The organism is Streptomyces sp. NPDC020299, from assembly GCF_044387825.1.
GTDB lineage: Bacteria > Actinomycetota > Actinomycetes > Streptomycetales > Streptomycetaceae > Streptomyces.
In genome coordinates this window covers 402,669-414,991 of sequence record NZ_JBIRWL010000007.1, presented here as the reverse complement: position 1 = coordinate 414,991, position 12,323 = coordinate 402,669, and the positions used below count along the sequence as shown (strand labels likewise).

Genomic DNA, 12,323 nt, shown 5'->3' with positions numbered 1-12,323 from the left:
CCATGAATGATTGGCCCGAGGGATGGTCCGACGAGAACCGCGGCCCGCGCTACGGACGCGGGAGTGCCGGCGCGCAGCCTGAGGGCGCCCGTGTGATGCGACAGGTCCGGCGCGGCCCGGCGGGCCCCCCCGGCCAGGGCGGGTACGGCGCGCCCGGCCAGGCGGCCCCGCCGTACAGCTCCGGGGTCCCGCAGCAGCCGTCGTACGTCGACGGCCAGGGACACGGCGACGGTTACGGCGAGTACGACAGCGGCTACAACACGGGCCAGGTCTACGGCTCGCCCGGCGGCGGCCCCGGCGGCCCTTTGGGCACGCCCGACCGCGGCCCGCGTCCCGCGCCGAACTGGCGGCGCCGCATCAAGTGGACCGCGATCACACTGGCCACCGTGCTGATCGTCACCTCGGTGGCGACCTACTTCTGGGCCGACTCCAAGCTCCACCGCGACGTCGACCTGTCGAAGGTCATCGACCGGCCGGAGGCGGGCAAGGGGACCAACTACCTGATCGTCGGCTCCGACAGCCGCAAGGGCATGACGTCCGAGGACAAGAAGAAGCTGCACACCGGCTCCGCCCAGGGCCAGCGCACCGACTCGATGATGATCCTGCACGTCGGCGACAACGGCGACACGCTGGTATCGCTGCCGCGTGACTCGGACGTGGAGATCCCGACGTACGTCGGCTCCGGCTCCGGCAAGACGTACAAGGGCACCGGCCGCCACACGAAGCTGAACGCGGCCTACGCCGAGGACGGCCCGACGCTGCTCGTCCGCACCGTCGAGTACAACACCGGTCTGCACATCGACCACTACGTGGAGATCGGCTTCGCCGGCTTCGCGAAGATCGTGGACGCGGTCGGCGGTGTCGAGATCGACATCGACAAGGGCTTCAAGGACAAGTACTCGGGCGCCGACTTCAAGTCCGGCAAGCAGACGCTGAACGGCGAGCAGGCCCTGGCCTTCGTCCGTACCCGGCACGCCTTCGCCGCCTCCGACCTGCAGCGCACCAAGAACCAGCAGAAGTTCCTGTCGGCGCTCGCCCACCAGGTGGCCACCCCGTCGACGGTGCTGAACCCGTTCAAGTTCTACCCGACCATGGGTGCCGGCCTGGACTCGCTCACCGTCGACAAGGACATGAGCCTGTGGGACCTGGCCTCGATGTTCTGGGCCATGAAGGGCGTCAGCGGCGGTGACGGCACCTCGATGAACATGCCGGTCTCCGGCTCCACCGGCGGCAACCTCGTCTGGGACAAGGCGAAGGTCAAGACGCTGGTGAGCGAGCTGAAGGACGACCAGAAGGTCACGGTCGCCGGCAACTAGCGCCGCGCACCGCCGAGGGCACCCACACTCAGTGGGTGCCCTCGGTCGTCGGCTCAGGACCTGTGCTCAGGACCTGTGCTCAGGACCGGTTCACATCCTGACGCCCGCCATCGTCCGGCACATCTCCGCGCAGCGGCGACACGCCTCCGCGCAGCGCATCATCTGCTGGTCGTCCGGCATGGACATACACGCCTCGGCGCACATGTCGCAGGCCTTGGCGCACATCGCGCACATCTCCTGGGACATGGGCGAGCGCCGCATCATCATGTCGGCGCACATGCGGGTCATCTCGGAGCAGTCCATGAGCGCGCGCATGATCTGCATCTGGGCCTGGCCGCCCATGTGCATGCAGGAGCTCATGGCCTGCTCGCACATGGTGTGCGCGGCCATGCAGGCCTCGACGCAGTCCTGCATCTCCTTGCTCATCGCTCCCATGGCGGGCTGGGTTCCGGGTGCGGTCATGGCTCCTCCTCAGAGGCAGGGGTGCCCAGGGAGTGGGCTCCGTGTGCTTCCGTCCTACGCCCGACCCGCGGGTACTGCCATTCCTGCTACGGCTTTCTGCCGACTCCGCCGAAGTGGGTGACCGCGGCGGGCTCCGGTCCTTCCTCGGGGCGCCAGCGGGAGCAGGAGACGATGCCCGGTTCGAGGACCTCCACCCGGTCGAAGAGGCGGACCAGGTCGGCGCGGCCGCGCAGGGTCATGAGGGCCGAGCCCTGGCTGTTCCAGTACTCCACCGCCTGGGTCATCGCCTCGCCGTCCACCTCCGTGGTGGGGTGGGAGATCACCAGGTGGCTGCCGGAGGGTACGGCGTCCAGGAGCCGATGGACGATGGAGACCGCCTCGTCCGTGTCCATGACGAAGTTCAGGATGCCCAGCATGGTGATCGCGACCGGCCGGTCGAAGTCCAGCGTCCGCGCCGCCTCCCGAAGGATCTTCTCCGGGTCGTGCACGTCCGCCTCGATGTAGTCGGTGGCCCCCTGGGGCGTGCTGGTCAGCAGCGCGTGGGCGTGGGTCAGGACGAGGGGGTCGTTGTCGACGTACACGATCCGGGCGGCCGGGTCGACCCGCTGGGCGACCTCGTGGGTGTTGTCGGCGGTGGGCAGGCCCGTGCCGATGTCCAGGAACTGCCGTATCCCCGCCTGACCGGCCAGGTGCCGCACCGCCCGCGCGAGGAAGGCCCGGTCGGCCACGGCCGAACGGGGCAGCGCCGGCACGAAGCCGAGGATCTGCTTGCCGACCTCCTCGTCCACCGGGTAGTGGTCCTTGCCGCCCAGCCAGTAGTTCCAGATGCGGGCCGAGTGCGACACGTCGGTCCGCAGGCGGCTCATGCGTGCGACGCCTTCGTCACCGGCGGCTTGGATTTCGGGCATTTCGGGCATGACGGTCTGGTCTCCTTCGGGCGATCACCGACACGATGCGCACCAAAATAGACAGAAGGCGCCCGGCAGGGCGCCTTCTTGGGAAACCCGACAGCTCAATTGGGGCAGCTCCTCACTATGCGGACGCCACCGCAACAATCCTTGACATGCCGCTTGCGGCGGCCTCCTGCCGGTTGCACCCCAGGGCACCGTCGATGGCAAGCCGCGCTCGATCGGGAGCGTCAGGCAGCAGGTCCGCGTAGTACCGCTCCGTGAAGCTCACCGACGTATGCCCCAGCCATGCCGAGACCTCTGAGACCGGAACCCCCTGACTCAGAAGTGATGCGGCGTAGAAGTGCCGCAGGCTGTGGGACTTGAAGTGGTCGACGTCGGCCGCGACAAGTGCGGGACGCCAGATCCTCCCGTACCAGTAATACGGATAGAGCAGGCCGGTACCTGTCGCGTTGGGGAACAGCAGCCCCTCCTTGCCCCAAGTGACATGCTCCTTGAGGTGGCGGCGCAGTGCCAGAGCCACCAAGTCCGGGAGCGGCACTCGGCGCCCCTCCCCGTCCTCACGCCACTTGACGTGGCGCAGCTGCATGCTGCCGTATCGTCCCGATCCTGTATCCCGGTCACAGGTGACCTGCCGGTCGACCGTGATCAAACGGTCTGCGAAGGAGATACGGTCCCGGCCGAGCCCCATCGCCTCTCCGAGCCGCAATCCGCATCCGGCCATAAGCCACAGCATGCCCCGATACCGCGCCGGAGCAGCCGAGATGACGGAGAGCACTGTGTCGGTGCTGGGGATGTGGATCTCCGCCCGTTGGTCCCGGTGCGTCCGGGACCGGCTTACGGGCAACTTCACCGGCCTGCACGGGTTGGCATCAGCCAGCCCTTGTTCCATCGCCCAACTGAACACGGACATGAGAAGGCTGAACCGGAATCGGACGGTGGAGGGCTTGTAACAGCGGTGGTGGATCATCCACTCCACCCACTTCTCGATCTGCGCCGAGGTGATGCCCTTGATACTGGCGGTGCCGAAGAACGGCTCGACAGTCCTGGCCAACATCGTCCGGTACTGCTTGATGCTGCTGTTTTCCACCCCTCTCGTGGTGGCCCATCGTTCGAAGACCACCACAAGCGGCTCACCGCCCGGAGATCCGGCCCCGTTTCGCGACACGCGTGTCGCCCTCCTCGAGATGCCGCCTGGCTTTGTCGGTCAGGCGGTCCGCTGGTCTGCCCGGCGGTCCGTCGAGGAAGCCCATGGCACGCGCTCGCCGGATACGGCCGCTGATGGTGTTCCGGCTGAGCCCCCACGCGGTCGCCAGCCGTGTGACGGGGCTTCGGTAGCCCTGGTGCACCAAACGCACGTACTCACGGGCCATCAAGGCGTAGTCACGCTCCGTCTCGACCCGAATGAGCGCTGCCGCAGCGGTGGCTTCGTCAGCCGACCGGCCAAGGCGCGTCCTCACTGCCTTCGCCGTCCGGCGGATCTCCGCCAGGGAGATCGATCGCATGAGCTCCGCCGTGATGCCATCCGTCGCGACCGTGGCGCTCGGGTTGTCGGGTGGATCAATACGGAGACTCGTCGGGCCGTCACATGGGCCGCTGAGCATGGTCACGACGGTCAGCTTCCAGCCATGGAACTCGGCTTCGTGAACGAGCTGATCGCCGTCCAGGCGCCAGCCGTCGGGCAGGTCCTCATTTGAAGATGCTGCGATCACGGGTCGAAAGTAGCGCGGCCATGACGGTCGCCGTGCGCCGGGAAGTCCCCGGCCACACGAGAAAGATAGAACGCGGTACACGGCATCTGCCATGTACCGTGTGCTCATTAGCTGAAAAGAGTGAAGGGTGCCCGGTCGCCGGGCACCCTTCGGCCGTTAGCCCACCACCGTTACGGCAGGTTGCGCGCCATCACGACCCGCTGGATCTGGTTGGTTCCCTCGTACAGCTGCGTGATCTTGGCGTCGCGCATCATCCGCTCCACCGGGTAGTCACGGGTGTAGCCGTAACCGCCCAGCAGCTGGACCGCGTCCGTGGTGACCTCCATCGCGACGTCGGAGGCGTAGCACTTCGCCGCCGCGCCCTGGAAGGTGAGGTCGCTGTCGCCGCGCTCGGAGGCGGCCGCGGCCTGGTAGGTCAGGGCGCGGGCGGCGGCGATCTTCATGGCCATGTCGGCGAGCATGAACTGGATGCCCTGGAACTCGGCGATCGCCTTGCCGAACTGCTTGCGCTCCTGGACGTAGCCCTTGGCGTAGTCGAGGGCGCCCTGGGCGACACCGAGGGCCTGGGCGGCGATGGTGACGCGGGTGTGGTCCAGGGTCTTCATGGCGGTGGCGAAGCCGGTGCCCTCCTCGCCGATCATGCGGTCGGCGGGGATGCGTACGTTGTCGAAGTAGACCTCGCGGGTCGGGGAGCCCTTGATGCCGAGCTTCTTCTCCGGGGCGCCGAAGGAGACGCCCTCGTCGGACTTCTCGACGACGAAGGCCGAGATGCCCTTCGAGCGCTTCGAGGGGTCGGTCACGGCCATCACCGTGTAGTACTCCGACACGCCCGCGTTGGTGATCCAGCGCTTCACGCCGTTGAGGATCCAGTGGTCGCCGTCGCGGACCGCCTTGGTCTTCATGCCGGCCGCGTCGGAGCCGGCCTCCGGCTCGGAGAGGCAGTACGAGAACATCCCGTCGCCCTTGGCCAGCGGCGAGAGGTACCTCTTCTTCAGGTCCTCGGAGCCCGAGAGGATCACGGGGAGGGAGCCCAGCTTGTTCACGGCCGGTATCAGGGAGGAGGACACGCAGGCCCGCGCCACCTCCTCGATCACGATCACCGTGGCGAGCGCGTCGGCACCCGAGCCGCCGTACTCCTCGGGGACGTGCACGGCGTGCAGGTCGTTCGCCACGAGGGCGTCGAGCGCCTCCTGCGGGAAGCGGGCCTCCTCGTCCACCGCCGCGGCGTACGGCGCGATCTTCGCCTCGACCAGCGAGCGGACGGCGTCACGGAGCATGTCGTGCTCCTCGGACGGGCGGTACAGGTCGAAGTCAGCCGATCCGGCCAAGGTCTCTCACGCTCCAACGCTAATTACCGTTAAGTAACACAAAGTTTAGGGGTCCACCAGCTGCCCGCATACGTGAGCTTGGCGACAGCAGGGAAGTTGCCCACTCAAACGCCCGCCGAAGCCCCGGGGCAAGCCTTGGCTATGCTCGGGCCCGCACCCCCCGCGTACCCCTGGAGCACCCATGAGCCTCAAGATCACCGTGATCGGCACCGGCTATCTCGGCGCCACGCACGCCGCGGCCATGGCCGAGCTCGGTTTCGAGGTGCTGGGCCTGGACGTCGTACCGGAGAAGATCGCCAAGCTGGAGCGCGGCGAGACCCCGATGTTCGAGCCGGGGCTCGAGGAGTTGCTGAGGAAGCATGTCGCGGGAATCGAGGGTTCCTCGGGCCGGCTGCGGTTCACCCGGGACTGGGCGGAGGTCGGCGCGTTCGGCGACGTCCACTTCCTGTGCGTGAACACTCCGCAGCGGCACGGGGACTACGCGGCCGACATGTCGTACGTGAACGCGGCTCTCGCCTCCCTCGCCCCGCACCTGACCGGTCCCGCGCTCGTCGTCGGCAAGTCCACCGTGCCCGTCGGCTCCGCCGACCGCCTCGCCGCCTATCTGGCCGAGCACGCGCCGGCCGGCGCGGACGCGGAGCTGGCCTGGAACCCGGAGTTCCTGCGGGAGGGCTTCGCCGTCGAGGACACGCTGCGCCCCGACCGGATCGTGGTCGGGGTGCGCGGCGAGCGGGCGGAGAAGCTGCTGCGCGAGGTGTACGCCGCTCCCGTCGCCGCGGGCACGCCGTTCGTGGTCACCGACTTCCCGACGGCGGAGCTGGTGAAGACCGCCGCGAACTCCTTCCTGGCGACCAAGATCTCCTTCATCAACGCCATGGCGGAGGTGTGCGAGGCCGCCGGCGGTGACGTCGCCAGGCTGGCGGAGGCCATCGGGTACGACGACCGGATCGGGAAGAAGTTCCTGCGCGCCGGCATCGGCTTCGGCGGGGGCTGCCTCCCGAAGGACATCCGGGCCTTCATGGCGCGCGCCGGTGAGCTGGGCGTCGACCAGGCGCTGACCTTCCTGCGCGAGATCGACTCCATCAACATGCGCCGCCGCGGCCAGATGGTCGAGCTGACCCGCGAGGTCCTCGGCGGCGGCTCCTTCCTGGGCCGGCGGGTCGCGGTGCTCGGCGCCACCTTCAAGCCCGACTCGGACGACGTCCGGGACTCCCCCGCGCTGAACGTGGCGGGCCAGATCCACCTCCAGGGCGGCCAGGTCACCGTGTACGACCCGAAGGGCATGGACAACGCCCGCCGGGTCTTCCCGACGCTCGGCTACGCCGACTCCGCGCTGGAGGCGGTCCGGGGTGCCGACGTCGTCCTGCACCTCACCGAGTGGCGAGAGTTCAGGGAGCTGGACCCGGCCGCGCTGGGCGAGGTCGCCACGGCCCGGGTGATCCTCGACGGCCGCAACACCCTCGACCCGGAGCTGTGGCGGCGGGCCGGCTGGACCTACCGCGCGATGGGGCGCCCGACCGCCTGACCGAACACAGGTGACGCCGGTTCGGCCGAGGCTCAGTCGGCCGAACCGGCGTCTTCACGCATTCTGCACCACCGGGCCCCCGGTCGGCCGATGAACTACCTGTGGATCACCGCGGTTTACGCCTCCTTGGCGTCCTTGGCCCGGTAGCGGCGCATCTTCGCGCGCGCCCCGCACACCTGCATCGAGCACCAGCGGCCACGTCCGGCCGGGCTGCGGTCGTAGTACGCCCAGAGGCAGGTGTCGGCCTCGCAGGCCTTGAGCCTGGTCCAGGTTCCGGCCACCAGCGCCTCGGCGACGGCGGCGGCGACGCGGGAGAGGAGCGGGGCCGCGTCGGCCGGGGCGAGGGCCGCGGAACCGTCCCGCTCGTCGACCGCCACCAGCAGCGGCGCCCGGGCCAGCAGCTCGCCGAGGGGGGTCACCGCGCGGTGCGGCGGGTGGCCGGCGTGGGCGAGCAGTGCGGCGCGCAAGGACTCGCGCAGCTCGCGGGCCGCCGGCAGTTCGTCCTGGCCGATCCCGAAACGCGCCCGGCCCTCCCCGCTGTCGAGCGCGTCGCCGCCCGACTCGATGTCCAGGGTGTTCACCAGGGACTCGACCAGCGCCAGGCCTCCAGGGGCGGCCGATCTCTCGCTCATGCTTGCGACGTTACCGCCAATGCGGGAGCATGCAGTAACCGTTACCGGGTACCCGCCTCTACAGGTAACTCCGCTTCGAGGAGGAAGTCATGGCTCTCGCCGAACTGGGCGCCGTCGTCCTGGACTGTCCCGACCCCCGTGCGCTGGCCGGTTTCTACGCCGAGGTGCTGGGCGGCACCGTTGAAGGAGAGGGGAGGTGGGTGGACCTGAAGGTGCCCGGCGGGCAGTCGCTGGCCTTCCAGGCCGCACCCGGGTTCGTACCGCCCGCGTGGCCCGCGCCCGACAACTCGCAGCAGTTCCACCTGGACCTGACCGTCGACGACCTGGACGCGGCCGAGGACGCCGTGCTGGCGCTCGGCGCGAAGCCGCTGGACGCCGGTGACCGCTCACGCACCTTCCGGGTTTACGCGGACCCGGCCGGGCACCCGTTCTGCCTCTGCGCCTGCTGACACAGGGAGGGCTCATGCCTGGCGTCGCACGTTTCCGTTCCGTCGTGATCGACTGTCCCGATCCGCAGGCACTCGCCGCCTTCTACGCGAAGCTCGTGGGCGGCACCGTGCACACCGACGAGGGAGACGACGAGGCCGACTGGCTCGTCCTCGACGTCCCGGGCGGGCTCCGGCTCGCCTTCCAGCGGGCGGACGACCACACGCCGCCGGAGTGGCCGCGGGGCGACCGCAACGCGCAGCAGTTCCACATCGACCTCGACGCCGGATCCACCTGGGCGGAGATCGACGCGGCCCACGAGAAGGTGCTGGCGCTGGGCGCGCGTCCGCTGGACCTGGAGGACCGGGAGAAGAAGGACTTCCAGGTCTATGCCGATCCGGCCGGGCATCCGTTCTGCCTGTGCCGGATCGAGCACACCTGACGCCTGCCTACCCGTCGAGCTCCGCGATGGTCGCGTTGGACGGTCCCCGCGTCGCCTGGACGCCGCGGGCCACGTCCTCCGCCGCGTCCAGCACCCGTACCGCGTTCTTCCAGGTCAGCTTGGCCAGGTCGGACTTCGACCAGCCGCGGTCCAGGAGTTCGGCGATGAGGTTCGGGTAGCCGGAGACGTCGTTCAGGCCGTCCGGGGTGAAGGCGGTGCCGTCGTAGTCGCCGCCGATGCCGAGGTGGTCGACGCCGGCGACCTCGCGCATGTGGTCGAGGTGGTCGGCCACCGTGGCAGCCGTGGCGACCGGGCGCGGGTTGCGCTCCTCGAAGGCGCGGTGCACCTTCATCGCCTCGGCGGTGGTGTCGAGGTGGTGGAAGCCGTGGGCGCGCATGTTGTCGTCGGCCGCGGCCGTCCAGTCCACGGCCGCCTGGAGCACGAACTTCGGCACGAACGTCACCATCGCCATGCCGCCGTTCGCGGGCAGCCGCTCCAGGACGTCGTCCGGGATGTTGCGCGGGTGGTCGCACACGGCCCGGGCGGAGGAGTGCGAGAAGATCACCGGCGCGGACGAGGTGTCCAGCGCGTCCCGCATCGTCGTCGCCGCCACGTGGGAGAGGTCGACCAGCATGCCGAGCCGGTTCATCTCCCGCACGACCTCGCGGCCGAAGGCCGACAGGCCGCCGACGTTCGGCTCGTCCGTCGCGGAGTCGGCCCAGGCCACGTTGTCGTTGTGGGTGAGGGTCATGTACCGGACGCCGAGCGCGTGGAGGCCGCGCAGGGTGCCGAGGGAGCCGCCGATCGAGTGGCCGCCCTCCGCGCCCATGAGGGAGGCGATACGGCCGTCCCGGCGCGCCGTCTCCATGTCGGCGGCGGTCAGCGCGGGGGCCAGGTCGGCCGGGTAGCGGGCCAGCAGCTGCCGTACGCAGTCGATCTGCTCCAGCGTCGCCGGGACCGGGTCGGGCAGGTCGGACCGGACGAACACCGACCAGTACTGCGCGCCGACGCCGCCCTCGCGCAGTCGCGGGATGTCGGTGTGCAGGTGGGCGTTCTGGTGCCGGGCGATGTCACGGGCGCCGAGGTCGTAGCGGACCTGCTCGCGCAGCGCCCAGGGCAGGTCGTTGTGCCCGTCGACGACCGGGAACTCGCTCAGCAGTTCCCGGGCCGCCGCCACGGACACAGAGTTCACCGCGGTCACTTCCCGAAACCGAAGCCGCCGCCGGGCCCCTCGACCTTCGAGCGCAGGCGCTTGCCCTTCTCGGTGGCCTGGTCGTTCAGGTCCTGCTGGAAGTCACGCATCCGCGCCAGCAGGTCCTCGTCGTGCGCGGCGAGGATGCGGGCGGCGAGCAGACCGGCGTTGCGGGCGCCGGCGACGGAGACGGTCGCGACCGGGACACCGGCCGGCATCTGCACGATGGACAGCAGGGAGTCCATGCCGTCGAGGTACTTCAGCGGCACGGGCACGCCGATGACCGGCAGCGGGGTGACCGAGGCCAGCATGCCGGGCAGGTGGGCGGCGCCGCCCGCGCCCGCGATGATCACCTTCAGCCCGCGGTCGGCGGCCTGCTCGCCGTACGTGATCATCTCGCGGGGCATGCGGTGCGCGGAGACGACGTCGACCTCGTACGCGATCTCGAACTCGTCGAGCGCCTTGGCGGCGGCCTCCATGACGGGCCAGTCGGAGTCCGACCCCATGACGATGCCTACAACGGGGCTCATTCGGTGATCGTGCCTCTCAGGTAACCGGCAGCGTGACGTGCGCGCTCGAGAACGTCGTCCAGGTCGTCGCCGTAGGTGTTGACGTGACCCACCTTGCGGCCGGGCTTCACGTCCTTGCCGTACATGTGGATCTTCAGCTTGGGGTCGCGGGCCATGCAGTGCAGGTACGCGGAGTACATGTCCGGGTAGTCCCCGCCGAGGACGTTGACCATGACCGTCCACGTCGCGCGCGGGCGCGGATCGCCGAGGGGGAGGTCCAGTACGGCCCGTACGTGGTTGGCGAACTGGCTGGTGATCGCGCCGTCCTGGGTCCAGTGACCCGAGTTGTGCGGGCGCATCGCCAGCTCGTTGACGAGTATGCGGCCGTCGCGGGTCTGGAACAGCTCGACGGCGAGGTGGCCGACGACGCCGAGTTCCTTGGCGATGGTCAGGGCCATCCGCTCGGCGTTCAGCGCGAGGTCCTCGTCGAGGCCGGGCGCGGGTGCGATCACGGTGTCGCAGACGCCCTTCACCTGCTGCGACTCCACCACCGGGTAGGCGACGGCCTGGCCGTGCGGGGAGCGTACGACGTTGGCGGCCAGCTCGCGGACGTAGTCGACCTTCTCCTCCGCGAGGACCGGGACGCCGGCGCGGAAGGGCTCGGCGGCCTCCTCGGCGGATTCGACCACCCACACGCCCTTGCCGTCGTAGCCGCCGCGGACGGTCTTGAGGACGACCGGGAAGCCGTCGCCCTCCGCGGCGAAGGCGACCACGTCGTGCGGGTCGGCCACGATGCGGTGCCGCGGGCACGGGACGCCGATCTCGGTGAGCTTCGCGCGCATCACGCCCTTGTCCTGGGCGTGCACGAGCGCGTCGGGGCCCGGGCGGACGGGGATGCCGTCCGCCTCCAGGGCCCTGAGGTGCTCGGTGGGTACGTGTTCGTGATCGAAGGTGATCACGTCGCAGCCCCGTGCGAAGGCGCGCAGCGTCTCCAGGTCGCGATAGTCGCCTACGACGACATCGTTCACGACCTGTGCCGCGGAATCCTGAGGGGTGTCACTGAGGAGCTTGAACCTGATGCCCAACGGGATGCCCGCTTCGTGTGTCATACGCGCGAGCTGGCCCCCGCCGACCATGCCGACTACCGGGAACGTCACGCCCCTAGGGTATCGGGCGCGCCAGGGCGGCCGGATTCCGCGCCTCCTCCGCGCCGATTCCGCGCCTCTTACCCGGTACTTTCCGGGTTCTTTCCGACCTCCGAGCCCGTCCACAGGAAACCTCGCGGAGGGCCGGATAGCATGGCGGGGTTGGTCAAACCTACGGACGGGAGCCTGCACGACCATGGAACGTGGTTCCTCGGGGCTGCACCGGCTCGTACGCGAGGTCGCCAAATTCGGCGCCGTCGGCGGCGCGGGCATCCTTGTCAATCTCGGCGTGTTCAACCTTGTGCGGCACGTCACCGACCTCCAGGTCGTCCGGGCGAGCGTGATCGCCACCGTCGTGGCGATCGCCTTCAACTACGTCGGCTTCCGCTACTTCGCCTACCGCGACCGCGACAAGGGCGGCCGGACCAGGGAGCTCACCCTGTTCCTGCTGTTCAGCGCGGTGGGCCTGGTGATCGAGAACGGCGTCCTGTACCTGGCCACGTACGGCTTCGGCTGGGACAGCCCGCTGCAGAGCAACGTCTTCAAGTTCGTCGGCATCGGGGTCGCGACCCTCTTCCGCTTCTGGTCCTACCGCACCTGGGTCTTCAAGGCCCTCCCGGCCCGCGAGGCCGTGACCGGCGCGGAAACGATCCTCGTAGCGGAATCGAAGAAGCCCCGCCCCACGCAGCGGGTCCCGTAACTCTGGGCTTCCCCTGGCGGACCGTC

14 protein-coding genes are annotated in these 12,323 nt (G+C 69.5%); 5 read left to right on the top strand and 9 right to left on the bottom strand.

Features of this window, described 5'->3' with window-relative positions; all coding sequences use genetic code 11:
• Positions 1–2 precede the first annotated feature (2 nt).
• Positions 3–1,316 carry an LCP family protein gene (locus ACH45E_RS20920; RefSeq protein ID WP_361443739.1) on the top strand — a complete coding sequence of 438 codons (1,314 nt, stop codon included), beginning with the start codon at positions 3–5 and terminating at the stop codon, positions 1,314–1,316.
• Positions 1,317–1,406: 90 nt separating this feature from the next.
• Here ACH45E_RS20920 and ACH45E_RS20915 read toward each other — a convergent pair whose 3' ends face one another.
• The 5 genes from ACH45E_RS20915 to ACH45E_RS20895 all read right to left on the bottom strand — a co-directional run bounded on the left by ACH45E_RS20915 (position 1,407) and on the right by ACH45E_RS20895 (position 5,726).
• A complete protein-coding gene (locus ACH45E_RS20915; protein ID WP_361443736.1) occupies positions 1,407–1,778 on the bottom strand; it encodes a four-helix bundle copper-binding protein in 372 nt (123 codons plus the stop codon).
• An 86-nt stretch (positions 1,779–1,864) separates the two neighbouring features.
• A complete protein-coding gene (locus ACH45E_RS20910; RefSeq protein ID WP_399041192.1) occupies positions 1,865–2,644 on the bottom strand; it encodes an SAM-dependent methyltransferase in 780 nt (259 codons plus the stop codon).
• A gap of 166 nt (positions 2,645–2,810) precedes the next feature.
• Entirely contained in the window at positions 2,811–3,854 is a 1,044-nt protein-coding gene (locus tag ACH45E_RS20905; RefSeq protein ID WP_399041167.1) for a tyrosine-type recombinase/integrase, read from the bottom strand.
• A complete protein-coding gene (locus ACH45E_RS20900) occupies positions 3,820–4,398 on the bottom strand; it encodes a hypothetical protein (RefSeq protein WP_361443730.1) in 579 nt (192 codons plus the stop codon). The genes ACH45E_RS20905 and ACH45E_RS20900 overlap by 35 nt, the downstream gene beginning before the upstream one ends.
• A gap of 170 nt (positions 4,399–4,568) precedes the next feature.
• A complete protein-coding gene (locus ACH45E_RS20895) occupies positions 4,569–5,726 on the bottom strand; it encodes an acyl-CoA dehydrogenase (RefSeq protein WP_361443727.1) in 1,158 nt (385 codons plus the stop codon).
• A 181-nt stretch (positions 5,727–5,907) separates the two neighbouring features.
• On the opposite strand from ACH45E_RS20895, the gene ACH45E_RS20890 reads away from it, so the two are divergent.
• On the top strand, positions 5,908–7,251 hold the full coding sequence (locus ACH45E_RS20890; RefSeq protein WP_361443724.1) for a UDP-glucose/GDP-mannose dehydrogenase family protein: 1,344 nt from the start codon (positions 5,908–5,910) through the stop codon (positions 7,249–7,251).
• A gap of 116 nt (positions 7,252–7,367) precedes the next feature.
• On the opposite strand, the gene ACH45E_RS20885 is transcribed toward ACH45E_RS20890, so the two are convergent.
• On the bottom strand, positions 7,368–7,883 hold the full coding sequence (locus ACH45E_RS20885) for a CGNR zinc finger domain-containing protein (RefSeq protein WP_361443721.1): 516 nt from the start codon (positions 7,881–7,883) through the stop codon (positions 7,368–7,370).
• Positions 7,884–7,972: 89 nt separating this feature from the next.
• Between ACH45E_RS20885 and ACH45E_RS20880 the strand changes: the two genes are divergently transcribed.
• Both ACH45E_RS20880 and ACH45E_RS20875 read left to right on the top strand, forming a co-directional pair.
• Positions 7,973–8,332 carry a VOC family protein gene (locus ACH45E_RS20880; protein WP_361443718.1) on the top strand — a complete coding sequence of 120 codons (360 nt, stop codon included), beginning with the start codon at positions 7,973–7,975 and terminating at the stop codon, positions 8,330–8,332.
• 14 nt (positions 8,333–8,346) lie between these two features.
• On the top strand, positions 8,347–8,751 hold the full coding sequence (locus tag ACH45E_RS20875) for a VOC family protein (protein WP_361443715.1): 405 nt from the start codon (positions 8,347–8,349) through the stop codon (positions 8,749–8,751).
• A 7-nt stretch (positions 8,752–8,758) separates the two neighbouring features.
• Here ACH45E_RS20875 and ACH45E_RS20870 read toward each other — a convergent pair whose 3' ends face one another.
• Genes ACH45E_RS20870 through ACH45E_RS20860 form a run of 3 tightly spaced genes read right to left on the bottom strand, consistent with a single transcriptional unit; the run spans position 8,759 to position 11,609 of the window.
• Positions 8,759–9,943 carry a dipeptidase gene (locus ACH45E_RS20870; protein ID WP_399041163.1) on the bottom strand — a complete coding sequence of 395 codons (1,185 nt, stop codon included), beginning with the start codon at positions 9,941–9,943 and terminating at the stop codon, positions 8,759–8,761.
• A 5-nt stretch (positions 9,944–9,948) separates the two neighbouring features.
• Positions 9,949–10,473 (bottom strand): 5-(carboxyamino)imidazole ribonucleotide mutase, encoded by a 525-nt coding sequence (gene purE / locus ACH45E_RS20865; protein WP_361443709.1) that lies wholly within the window; start codon positions 10,471–10,473, stop codon positions 9,949–9,951.
• A complete protein-coding gene (locus ACH45E_RS20860; protein WP_361443706.1) occupies positions 10,470–11,609 on the bottom strand; it encodes a 5-(carboxyamino)imidazole ribonucleotide synthase in 1,140 nt (379 codons plus the stop codon). Before ACH45E_RS20860 ends, purE begins: the two co-directional genes overlap by 4 nt.
• A 184-nt stretch (positions 11,610–11,793) precedes the next feature.
• On the opposite strand from ACH45E_RS20860, the gene ACH45E_RS20855 reads away from it, so the two are divergent.
• A complete protein-coding gene (locus tag ACH45E_RS20855) occupies positions 11,794–12,297 on the top strand; it encodes a GtrA family protein (protein ID WP_361443703.1) in 504 nt (167 codons plus the stop codon).
• Positions 12,298–12,323 lie beyond the last annotated feature (26 nt).

Coding starts and splice junctions, on each gene's coding strand:
- ACH45E_RS20920 (WP_361443739.1), top strand. CDS start 3: ATGAATGATTGGCCCGAGGGATGGTCCGACGAGAACCGCGGCCCGCGC.
- ACH45E_RS20915 (WP_361443736.1), bottom strand. CDS start 1,778: ATGACCGCACCCGGAACCCAGCCCGCCATGGGAGCGATGAGCAAGGAG.
- ACH45E_RS20910 (WP_399041192.1), bottom strand. CDS start 2,644: ATGAGCCGCCTGCGGACCGACGTGTCGCACTCGGCCCGCATCTGGAAC.
- ACH45E_RS20890 (WP_361443724.1), top strand. CDS start 5,908: ATGAGCCTCAAGATCACCGTGATCGGCACCGGCTATCTCGGCGCCACG.
- ACH45E_RS20885 (WP_361443721.1), bottom strand. CDS start 7,883: ATGAGCGAGAGATCGGCCGCCCCTGGAGGCCTGGCGCTGGTCGAGTCC.
- ACH45E_RS20880 (WP_361443718.1), top strand. CDS start 7,973: ATGGCTCTCGCCGAACTGGGCGCCGTCGTCCTGGACTGTCCCGACCCC.
- ACH45E_RS20875 (WP_361443715.1), top strand. CDS start 8,347: ATGCCTGGCGTCGCACGTTTCCGTTCCGTCGTGATCGACTGTCCCGAT.
- purE (WP_361443709.1), bottom strand. CDS start 10,473: ATGAGCCCCGTTGTAGGCATCGTCATGGGGTCGGACTCCGACTGGCCC.
- ACH45E_RS20855 (WP_361443703.1), top strand. CDS start 11,794: ATGGAACGTGGTTCCTCGGGGCTGCACCGGCTCGTACGCGAGGTCGCC.